This window comes from Holdemania sp. 1001302B_160321_E10 (assembly GCF_015552275.1).
Lineage (GTDB): Bacteria > Bacillota_I > Bacilli_A > Erysipelotrichales > Erysipelotrichaceae > Holdemania.
This window is the reverse complement of record NZ_JADNEM010000015.1, coordinates 12,557-23,610: the sequence shown is the minus strand read 5'-3', so window position 1 is coordinate 23,610 and position 11,054 is coordinate 12,557. Positions and strand designations below refer to the sequence as shown.

Below are 11,054 nucleotides of genomic sequence, written 5' to 3'. Positions count from 1 at the left end.
TTAAAAATTTATTCTTTCTTCTTCCACAACTAACGGACGATTCATTAAACGTTTATTCATTGCTATGATATACTCTCCAATCAACCCTATGAAAAATAGTTGAAGCGACCCAAACACAAATACGCCAATTAAAATAGGCGCCTGCCCCATGGGGAACGTATACCAATTTATTAACTTAAGCACTAAATAGAGAAAGGCGACAAATAAACTCAATATAGAAAAGATAAATCCGATAAAAGTTGCAGCTCGTAACCCTATTGTCGTATAAGAAGTAAAGCTTAACATTGCTAAGTCATATAACCGAAAGAAATTATTTTTTGTTTTTCCCGCTCTGCGCTGTTGCTGCGTATAAGCAATTTCTTTTCTTTCCGGCCCCAGCTCTGCCACAATACCTCTCAAAAATGGTGTTGGATCTTTTAATTCTCGTAGTGTCTGCACAAAACTAGCATCATATAAGCCAAAGCCAGTGAAATGCTCTATTTGTTCAAAGTCTGAAAATTTATTTAACAACTTGTAATAGAGACTGCGGAATGTATACATTACTTTATTTTCCTTACTTGTTGTCTTTCTTCCAATAACGATCTTATAGCCTTGTTCCCATTCTTGAACAAATAGGTGAATCATGTCGATCGGATCTTGGAAGTCAGCGCAGATAAGAATAGTACAATCTCCCGTGCTCGAAAGTATCCCATAGAATGGAGAATTAGCCTGTCCAAAATTTTTAGTATTAAATATTGCTTTTATTTTAGGATTTTCATGGCATAAATGTCTGATAATGCCTTGAGTGTTATCCTTTGAATTATTATCAATGAATATTAATTCATAATCATATGTACTACAGTTTATACTCAATTCGTTAATAATAGCTTCTGATAAAGGCTTTACATTTTCCTCTTCATTATAAGTAGGGACAACTATACTAATCTTTTTCATGTTATTTCCGCCTTTCTCAACCTATTTATCTTACGTTATTTTTTAATCATTTACAATATCGGCTTGTTTTACCTTCTTATACCCTAAGAATATAACGATTATACATGCTCCAAAACTAATTCCCATCCCAAGCTTCAAACCTGAGGGTATAAATTTAAATTGGATTCTATGAACTCCCTCATCTAATTCAAAACCAATAAATACTTCATTCACTTCTTTGACATCCACTATTTTACCATTATCCCAGACTTTCCAGCCCGGATTATATGGAATAGTGGTGGCAACCCATTTTTTTTCATTGTTAATTGTTATATCCGCAGAGAGATCTTCACCTGAAACTAAAACATTTTCAAAGTGATCTTCTGCTGCTAAGCGAGAAAAGCATTGGTCGATAACCTTATCAGAAATCCAATATACATTAACAGGAATATACTCATTTATATTATTAAAATTCTTGCAATAGATATATACTTCATCTATATCTTGATCAACACGGATGGCAGTATATCCATATTCATAATTTTCCTCGTATTTTACTTGTTTTCCATTTTTATAGAATTCGTAAGCGACTATGCCATAAGGATTACTTTGACTATAATCAACAAACAAATAGCCCTCTTTTTCATGCCAAGGAAAACCGGAATTAACTAAGTTCTCAGCAATTAATGGATAAATATCATTAATATTTGATTCGTTATTCATTGCCTCTGGAATTACAATCGAATTTAACAGAACAATGTCTTCCTGAGATTTGTCAAGATCTTCCAGGATATTGAACCCCGATATTTTTGAACTAGCATAACCTAATGACATATCAAGAGAATTTTTATAAACTTTTTGTTTTGATGACTCATAGATCAAGTCATAGGTATGAGGGATTAAAAATTGATTATCTTCCCACGTAATCATATACTTTGAGCCTAATAAAGATTTAAGTAAAAACTTTGAAGGTTGATAACCTAAAAACCAATTATCAGTACTTCGATTATCATACAAAGGTCTTGTTTCATGATTATAGACGTTAAAATAGGAAGTAAAGCCATTATATCGTTTCACTATTGGATAATTATAAGCAATGCTTGAATTATCCGCAAAATCGATACGATAAAATCCAGAATCCTGTTTTTTTATAAAATCAACGGCATCTGTGTTTAACATTTTCTGTTGATATTCATTCCAACCCTCGGAATTAGCAACTAAACTATTCGTACCATTGACAACTCTCAGGCACATACAAAAAACTGCTTCGGCAATCACAGTACTTATTAATAAAACTTTACAAAACTTATTTTTATTCTTTAATAAAGAAAATGTATAGAAAACAATACAACCGGAAATAACCACACAGACTCGTTTAATCACACTCTGATTTATTTCTGTTGTCCAGTCTAATTTCATGCTCAACAAAGAAATACCAATAAGAACTAAAATGCATCCCACTCCTGATACGGCTAACAGCTTTTTATCAAATTGTTCTTCATTCTGTAGGATATAGGCAATAAGCATGACATTGAAAACAATATAATAAAAACTCCAGCGAATTGACGTGTTCCCGTTAAAGACTAAATAAAAGACCGGAAAAAGAAGCATCGCATATAAAACTAAACTTGTTATTATTAGGGGTTTCTTTCCTCTAAACTTTATTTTCAAAAGTTGAGGCAATAAGAGAACAAATAGAATAAATGAATAATTATAAACAGTATAAACACGATTATCTAATTTTAAGAAAGGAGAACTGAAAATATTATAATCATAATCATTAATTACTGGCGAAAATAATGATGTTATAACCCGAATCAAATCCCCGCCTAACAAAGGCTTGAATAACGACTCCGTTCCACTTCCTATGCGATCAGTTGATAATAACATGAGTCCTGCAGGTAATAAAGCAAAGGCTGACAAAGCGACTCCTAACAAATAATAAACAAAAACAGATAAGAATTTCTGAAAGAAAAATTTAAGAGTCACTTTTTCATATTTCATGAAAAGTCTGCATATCATGTAGATAAATAATAGCCAAGAAAACATATATAAAATATAGGGACTGATAATTGATGACAAACAAATAATTAGAGTGAAACCTAACTTTTTCCTTCCTTCAAGAATTTCTTCGCTAAAATACAAAAGAAGAGCTAAATAGAGATACGCATCTAGAAAATAGCTGAAGTGCAGCCAGTACATTGCCCAGCCGGAGAGTGTAAAGATTAAAGTCCCGATGAGTTTCGCTTTATCACTGCAAACTAATTTGTCTAGCCATAACCAAGCAGTAGTTCCAATTAAAAAGAAACGCAAACTATCCAAAACAGGAATAAAATAAGGAATCCAGTCACTCGTGGGCAGTAATAAATTTAAATAGAAGGAAGGCGAACCTAATATCGTATAATAATAGACAAGGTTACTTGCACCTAATCCGATGGAATGATTCCATAGAGTAAACCCACTCTCTTTAAACTGCGTATACAAATCAATCATATAAGGGATTAATGCCTCAGTCTGATCTCCCCAGAAAACTAAAGTGTAATGATTGATTACATAAACATAGGTATAAAATGCACAAAGAATCAAAGTCAAACAGCCCCACAAAGGCAGGATTTTTCTTATTTTTACACTCATAAATCCATCAACTTTCTATAAAGAACACGGTCTAAGGATGGTTCTTGATCGGTATTCGGTTTTCCAACAGCTAATTTAGGTATAACATAAGTTTCTTCTGGCAGATTGATTTCAACCAAGCATGGTCCCATATCATCAAAAACATGCTTTACTGTAAAATCGCTATCAGAGAATTCATAAAATGGAATATTATAAGCCTCTGAAATTTTCCTCAAGTTACAACTAAAATAGTTTCCAGAAGCTATCGTTTGCGCATATCGTGAATCAAAATACATTTCTTGAAAATGTCTAATCATACCTAGAGAATGATTATTAAATACAATTATCTTTATCGGCAGATGATGACTGGCGATAAACTGCAATTCCTGAATATTCATTTGAAATCCACCATCACCATTAAAACATACAATCGGTTTCCCAGAAGCATAATAGGCGCCAATTGCTGCAGGCAAAGAATACCCCATTGCCCCATGTCCCCCAGAAAATAAAATTCTTTGATTTTCTTTCACCTGAAAAGATTGTGAAATCCATACCTGATTCTGCCCCACATCTGTGGTAATGACTACATCTTCAGGAATCTTCTCGCTTAAAGAAGTAACAATTTGATTAGGTAATTGATCATCAATACTGCTCAGTTCATTCCTAATCGTGTTACAAAGTTTAATCCAATCCTCATTTTCATTCAAATAATTTCTTAAAATTTGTGATAATACTGGAATTGCTTCTTTTAAATCCAAGTTAATATCAATCTCATCCGATTTGATTTTATTTGTGCACTCCTGACGATCAATATCCACACGAATAAGTTTAGCATGCGGTGCAAAATTCTTTTGATTCACACCCGTTTGCCGAATATCTAAGCGACTTCCCAATGTAATTAACAAATCACACTTCTCTACAATAAAATTAGCTGTACGATCGCCATAGGCGCCAATAAAGCCATACTTCATAGAATGATTACTAGGCAAAGTATCGATTGCGATCATACTAGTTACTACAGGTATTTGATTCTCATTGATTAACTCAACGAATTGGTTCAATGAACCACTTTGACGAATTCCAGCCCCCGCTAGAAAACAAGGTCTTTTAGCAGTTTTGACAATATCAATTATAACCTGCAGCTGATTTTCATCTATCAAGTTCGGCACTTGATTCTGCGCTCCGTTTAAAGAATAAACAATGTCAGCACGTTGAACATTCATGGGAACATCTAGCACTACAGGTCCACAACGCCCATCCATCGCCATGGTATAAGCTTTTTCTAATTCTGGCAATAAGTCTTCCGGTTTTTCTATATATGAACAATATTTCGTAACAGGCCTGACAATTCCTAGAATATCAGTTTCTTGAAATCCTTTTTGCCTGCAGGAAAGACCTTTGCCTGACTCGTAAGTATTGACCTGTCCTGTTAAAAATATTGCAGGAATTCCATCAAAATAGGCATTGCAAATACCGGTAATCAAGTTCGTCGCTCCCGGGCCACTCGTCGCATAAGCGACTCCTGGCTTTAGACTAACTTGGGCGTATCCACAGGCCGCAAATGACGCGCCTTGTTCATTATAGGTAACATGGGCAGAGATTTTATTTTTATATTTATCAAAGGAATCCATTAAATGCGTTACCATACCTCCTGGATATCCAAAAATATCAGTAATCTGTTTATCAATAAAAAATTGAACGATGGCATCAGAAGCTTTCATAATCATTCTCCTTTTTCTTCTCTTATTTTACACTAAGAAGAATATGAATAAAAGTCATTCTCCCTTATGAAAACGAGAAGAGATCAGCGCTCTTCTCGTTTATTAAAATAATTATGAATAATTTTGCTCATAAAATCCAACTTTTGCTTATTCATTTTGGGTGAAACACCAATCCAAAATGTGTTTTCCATAATGTGATCCGTATTTCTTAAATCACCAACAACTCGATATCCCGATTGTTGTTCTCGTAACTGGTCAAAACATGGATGTTTAATCATATTCCCTGCAAATAACATTCTTGTTTGAATATTATTTGATTCGATAAATTGAACAAGTTCGTTTCTATCCACGCCTTCTTTCACTGTTATAAGAAAGCCAAACCACGAAGGATTTGAGTTTACCGTAGCTTCAGGAAGAATCAAATGAGATTCAAGATCTTTCAAGTTATCTTTCAAATACTCAAAATTCTCTCGGCGTTGTTTTGTAAATTCATTAAGTTTCTTTAGCTGGGCAACCCCTATCGAAGCTTGCATCTCTGTCGCTTTCAGATTATATCCAAAGTGTGAATAAACATATTTATGATCATAGCCTTTTGGCAATAATCCGTATTGCCCATCATAACGATGCCCGCAGAAGTTATCATGTCCGCTTGGACAGATACAGTCTCTACCCCAATCTCTAAACGACAAAGCTATTTTATAAAGCAAAGCATTATTAGTATAAACAGCTCCCCCTTCGCCCATCGTCATATGATGAGGCGGATAAAAGCTAGATGTTCCAATATCACCAATGGTTCCCGTTAGTTTTTCTTCCCCATTAAGATAATAAGTTGATCCTAATGCATCACAATTATCCTCAATCAACCAGAGATTATATTTATCACAGAATGCTTTTACTTTCTCTAAATCAAACGGGTTTCCTAATGTATGTGCAATCATAACAGCCTTTGTTTTCTCACTAACAGCGGCTTCCAATTGACTAACATCAATATTATAGGTAGGGATAGTAACATCAACAAAGACCGGAATAGCCCCATACTGCAAGATAGGAGAGATCGTCGTAGGAAAACCAGCTGCAACCGTGATTATCTCGTCTCCACGCTTGATTTGTCTTTCTTTCAATAATGGAGAGGTCAGCGTCATAAATGCAATCAAATTTGAGGATGAACCTGAATTCGTTAACAAACAATGCTTAACTCCTAAGAACTTTGAAAAATCTTTTTCGAATTGTGCGCAGTATCTGCCCGATGTAAGCCAAAAATCTAAAGCACTATCAACCAGATTAACCATTTCTTCTTCATCATAAACTCGTCCTGCATAAGCAATTCGATCTCCTTCGCTATACTCATCAGTGTCTTTATGATAATGGTTGTAGTACTCTTTTACTAATTCTAATATTTGCTTCTTATCTTCTGACATTGAAGTCATAATCATTCCTCCATATATTCTAAAATTTGATGACTTGTAATTTCTTTTAGATCTCCGTTATTTACAAATACTTTTGACCACTCTATAGTCTTCTTAACAGCCTCAGCCACATGCCAGCGTGGATGCCAATTTAAAATACTTTTTGCTTTTTCACAATTTAATTTTAGAAAATTAGCTTCATGCGGTCCTTGATAGTCCGTTGCTTTCCATTTAGCGCCTTCCCAAAAATGACAAAACAGCTCACAAAGCTGACTTGTTGTTACACAATCGCTATCATCTGGCCCAATATTATAATTTCCTGCATAGCTTTTATTATTATATTGTTTCATAGCCAACATTAAATAGAACATATCTGCTTCCAAAACATGTTGATATGGCCGGACTGAATTTGGGTTCCTAACAATAATTGGTATATTTTTTACAGTGTATTTTATACAATCAGGAACAATTCGATTCTCCGAGAAATCTCCGCCTCCGATAACATTTCCTGCCCGGCATGTTGAAACAGCTAAATCTCGATCACTAAAAAACGATTTGCAGTATGACGCGGTAACCAGCTCTGAACAAGATTTACTATTAGAATAAGGATCATAGCCATTCAATCTATCAGTTTCAACGTAACCGTAATTTTCTTGTTCCTGATTCTCATAAACTTTATCTGTGGTCACATTAACGAATGACTTCACACAAGGATTTAATCGAATACATTCCAAAATATTAACAGTTCCAATAACGTTAACATCGAAGGTGTAAACAGGATTTTTATAGGAATCAATGACCAAGGGCTGAGCTGCTAAGTGAAAGACAATTTCTGGTTTAAATTCATCAAAAATCCTTTTAACGTTTTGAAGATCACGAATATCTAAAATATGCGACTGAATACGATTTTCTAAATCTAATAAATTAAATAATGCGGGATCTGTATTAGGCAGCAATCCAATACCACATATTTCTGCGCCACATTCTAAAAGAATACTACATAGCCAACTTCCCTTAAAACCAGTATGTCCGGTAACTAAAACTTTTTTCCCTTTGTAAAATGATTTCATCAATCCCATACTTTCCATGGCGCTTCCTCTTTTTCTAGAAGTTTCTCTAATTTACTTTTATCATTCATCGTATCCATGCATTGCCAAAATCCATAATGTTTATAAGCTTGTAACTGTCCTTGATTTGCTAAAACTTCCAAAGGTTCCCTTTCAAAAACACAAGAATCTCCATTAAGATAATCAAAAATCTGTGGCTCTATCACCATAAATCCGCCATTAATCCATCCACCATCGTCAATATTCTTTTCCTTGAAAGATCGAATTTCATTGGATTCAGATAATTCAAGTGCTCCGAATCGACCTCCCGGGCGAACTGCTGTTAAAGTCACAGTTTTTCTCGCTTTCCTATGGCATTCAAGTAATGAAGTGATATCTACATCACTAACACCATCTCCATAGGTCATCAGAAAGGACTCATTACCAATAAATTTTTGAATTCGTTTAATTCTTCCGCCTGTCATTGTATTCAAACCGGTATCTACACAGGTTACTTTCCAAGGCTCTGAACTGTTATTATGGATTTCAAGTTTATTGTTCTGTAAATCAAATGTGATGTCTGAATTATGGAGAAAGTAGTCAGCAAAGAATTCTTTAATTACATAACCTTTATAACCACAGCAAATCACAAAATCATGAAAACCAAAATGACTATAATATTTCATAATATGCCACATAATTGGTTTTCCCCCAATTTCAATCATCGGTTTTGGCTTTAAATGGGATTCTTCACTGATCCGAGTTCCGTATCCACCTGCTAAAATTACGACTTTCATGTCGATTTCCCTCTTTTCCTTGATAAGATATAATTAATAATAAGAACTGATAAACAAATTAAACTGATTACTATCCCTATCAATTTGCCCTTTGTTCTATATCTAAATTCTATCATATGATCACCTTTTTTTGCATAAAATCCGATAAAACCCAGATTTACTTTTTCGATATCTACTTTCATATTATCTATATAAACAGACCATCCATCATTATATGGAATTGACGTAGTGATGAAACTAGATTCGTTCAAATGTAGCTGTGAAGTAATCTTATTCCTATTAACTAGCGTATTATTAAATATACTTTCTACATTTGCATATGCCATCCTTGGTTTAAAGTAAACATCCATGTATAGATGTGTTTCATAAATATCATCCCCGATTATTACTATTCGATTAATCTTATTTTCTTTATTTATATGCAAATCTATATAGTCAAATTGATCAAAAGAATCGCTGAAAATTAATTCTTGATCATGATATAATTCAATAGTTAATGATGGTATACCTCGATTATCTAAATATAATATTCCATCATCCAAATTTTCTTTCAAGTACAACTCACGATAGCTTTGATCAGGCATGGTTCCTAAATGAATTAAATTTTTATCCCACGCTATGTTTTCGTTAATCGCAGCTGCTGGTGAGTAAGTAATCTGCTGCATTAGCATATCTTGATATAAGTAAGGTAAATTTTCAAATTCATTTATATTTGCCTTCTCACTTTTATAGCCTAAATCTATAAAATTTTCATTTTTATAGACCTGATAATCAGATTGTGTAGTATAAACTTTTTCATAGCCTAATGGAATCATTTCACTTTCGCCAAATGTAATAAAATATTTACTCGCTAATTGATTATACATTTCTTGACGACCTATTAATTGATTAAAAATCCACAAACCATTATTAATTCGCTCATAATATTCTGACATTTCACCTTCATATATAGAATTATAAATTGATGTTCCTGAGTAATTATATGCAAAAGGAATATTTGCTTGTTTATAATATTCTGGCATAGTAGACATATCCAACTGAATACGATACAAACCCGAATCATTTTCTTGAATATAGTTTATAGCTTCTTCTAACTTACCTTCTGGTTCAAAAAAATCACGCTTTAAAGGTACATTACTACGACAATAAACTGTTCCGGTATAAATAATCTCAGCACACAAAACAATGGGTAGCAGTTGCTTCCAACGCACCTTCCTTGTCAAAACAAAAGCTTCTACTCCCATCAGTAAATAACATGGCATTAATTCATTCATCAATATTTTTAATTGTGATATTTCATTAAAACCACTTTTATAACTAAACAGAAAAATCATCAAAACAATAAACAAATTACAAATCAAAGAGATATAAATCCATTTATTATTAATTTTCCCCTCAAATATTTCATCTAAAATCGCAGTAAGTGCGTAAATAGTTATCAATGTAATGATGAAAAACCATCGGGTATCAATTGTTCGCTGCAATATAAAGTAAAATGATTTGAAATAGATCAATGGAAGCATCGTAAGAAAAACAGTTATTAATATTCTTTTCTTTCTTTTATCGTTTAATTTAAACAATAACGGAAATAACAGCGGCGTTAGCATATATAAATAAAGTGTACAACCACCATTCCACCCTAAATCACCACTCTGCCAAGTGCTTATAAAAGGATTATATGAGAAAAAATTGAATATCGGCGTATAAATAGAACTAAGTATACGAAACATGTCATTTAAACCAATATGAGAAAAAATTTGTATATCTTCCGTTCCAGAAAATCTTCCTATCTTTATAAACAATATTGCACAAGGGATTAAGACAAAAGCAGATAGACCTGCACCTAAAGCTAACCATCCTGCATATCTAAATCCATCGACTAAAACAGTCTTCAGTTTAATTGTATTTCTATTAATATCAAAATATCTTATTAAGGTATAAATAAATAAGAGCGGAACACTCATATATAAAAAATAATAATTAATTATTCCAAGTATCGCTATTATCAAAATCAAACCATTTTTTTTATTATTCTGAAAATAATTTTCAACAAAAAAAAGAATTAATGGATAGAACATATACCCATCAAGAAAATGCGTGAAGTTATAATATCGAAATACCCAGCCTGAAAATGCGGTCAATAGAGCACCTATCCAAATAGTTGTCTTCCTCTTTGAAAGCTTTGATATCCAGAGATAAGCAAAACAAAAAGTTAATGTAATTTTGAAAATTTGTAAATATATTATAGAATATTTTAATAAATTTTCTTTTATTAACGATAAACACAAAGATAGTGGACTTGAAAAAAATGCATAAATAAGAAAGTCTGCTCCAAAGCCAGCAGACCAATCATACACTGAAAAATTCCATGCTTTGATTCTTTTTATTCCGCCAAGTATAAATAAATATTCTTGTTCAAAATTATCCCCAGAAAAAACAAAAAGTGCATCATATTTAATTATTGCATAAGAAAAAGCGCACAATCCCACACTAAAAACTATTATGGGTATAAGCAAATTTTTATATTTGTTTTTCTTTATCATAAAAACATTTCCTTTC

Annotated in this window: 7 protein-coding genes; all 7 read right to left on the bottom strand. The window is 32.9% G+C overall.

Translation table 11 applies throughout. From position 1 onward, the window contains the following. The gene (locus I2D94_RS10335; RefSeq protein WP_195396776.1) at positions 1-933 is read right to left on the bottom strand and encodes a glycosyltransferase family 2 protein; all 933 of its coding nucleotides are present in this window, start codon (positions 931-933) and stop codon (positions 1-3) included. Between the two features lie 42 nt (positions 934-975). Continuing rightward, complete coding sequence (locus I2D94_RS10330) at positions 976-3,546, bottom strand: YfhO family protein (protein ID WP_195396773.1); 2,571 nt, start codon at positions 3,544-3,546, stop codon at positions 976-978. Then, positions 3,543-5,246 carry a thiamine pyrophosphate-binding protein gene (locus I2D94_RS10325; protein ID WP_195396771.1) on the bottom strand — a complete coding sequence of 568 codons (1,704 nt, stop codon included), beginning with the start codon at positions 5,244-5,246 and terminating at the stop codon, positions 3,543-3,545. Before I2D94_RS10325 ends, I2D94_RS10330 begins: the two co-directional genes overlap by 4 nt. An 83-nt stretch (positions 5,247-5,329) precedes the next feature. After that, entirely contained in the window at positions 5,330-6,673 is a 1,344-nt protein-coding gene (gene rfbH, locus I2D94_RS10320) for a lipopolysaccharide biosynthesis protein RfbH (RefSeq protein ID WP_229056847.1), read from the bottom strand. A gap of 2 nt (positions 6,674-6,675) precedes the next feature. Next, a complete protein-coding gene (gene rfbG / locus I2D94_RS10315; protein WP_195396767.1) occupies positions 6,676-7,740 on the bottom strand; it encodes a CDP-glucose 4,6-dehydratase in 1,065 nt (354 codons plus the stop codon). Next, positions 7,722-8,495, bottom strand: coding sequence for a glucose-1-phosphate cytidylyltransferase (gene rfbF / locus I2D94_RS10310; protein WP_195396765.1), 774 nt, complete (start codon positions 8,493-8,495; stop codon positions 7,722-7,724). The genes rfbG and rfbF overlap by 19 nt, the downstream gene beginning before the upstream one ends. After that, on the bottom strand, positions 8,492-11,038 hold the full coding sequence (locus I2D94_RS10305) for a YfhO family protein (RefSeq protein WP_195396763.1): 2,547 nt from the start codon (positions 11,036-11,038) through the stop codon (positions 8,492-8,494). Before I2D94_RS10305 ends, rfbF begins: the two co-directional genes overlap by 4 nt. Between the last annotated feature and the right edge of the window lie 16 nt (positions 11,039-11,054).